Genomic DNA, 566 nt, shown 5'->3' with positions numbered 1-566 from the left:
GCCTGCGGCAGCGTGGCGAGCGCGTCGCGCGTCCCGGGCAGGATCGTCACGCCGTCGGTGTCCTCGAGCTCGAGCTCGTGGATGCGCTCGAACGCGGCCTCCACGCGGTCGGCGGGCAGGAGGGTCGCGATGAGGGTGCGGGCAGGGGTCCCGTGCGGAATCTGGAAGTCGTCGGGGTCGGGGAGCCCGTGCTCGGACGCCATTCGGCGCCAGCTCCGGTTCACGGCCGGGACGGAGTCGATGAGCGTGCCGTCCATGTCGAACAGGACGGCGTCGAACGTGCGTCCGGCGAACGCGACGCCGGGAGAGGGCAGGGAACGGGCGGCAACGGGGTCGGGCATGCCCCGAGGCTAGCCCGCGGCCGTACGCGTGTCCGACGGCGCGGATAGGGTGGACGCCGTGAGCGCACCCGGGTACTTCATCTCGTTCGAGGGCGGCGACGGCGTCGGCAAGTCCACCCAGTCCCGCCTGCTCGGGCAGTGGCTCGGCGAGCTCACGGGGCGCGAGGTCGTGCTGACGCGCGAGCCCGGCGGCACCGAGCTCGGCACGGACCTGCGCGCCGCGGT

At 74.0% G+C, this 566-nt stretch carries 1 protein-coding gene; it reads right to left on the bottom strand.

The features are described from left to right. Positions 1–341, bottom strand: a 341-nt coding sequence (locus G3I78_RS47175; RefSeq protein WP_203616497.1) for an HAD family hydrolase, incomplete at its 3' end; no start/stop codon positions are given. Positions 342–566: the final 225 nt, after the last annotated feature.

It is taken from the genome of Streptomyces sp. SID13726, assembly GCF_010548375.1.
GTDB lineage: Bacteria > Actinomycetota > Actinomycetes > Streptomycetales > Streptomycetaceae > Streptomyces.
Note: the sequence above shows the minus strand (reverse complement) of the source record. Positions and strands in the feature narration are given on the sequence as shown.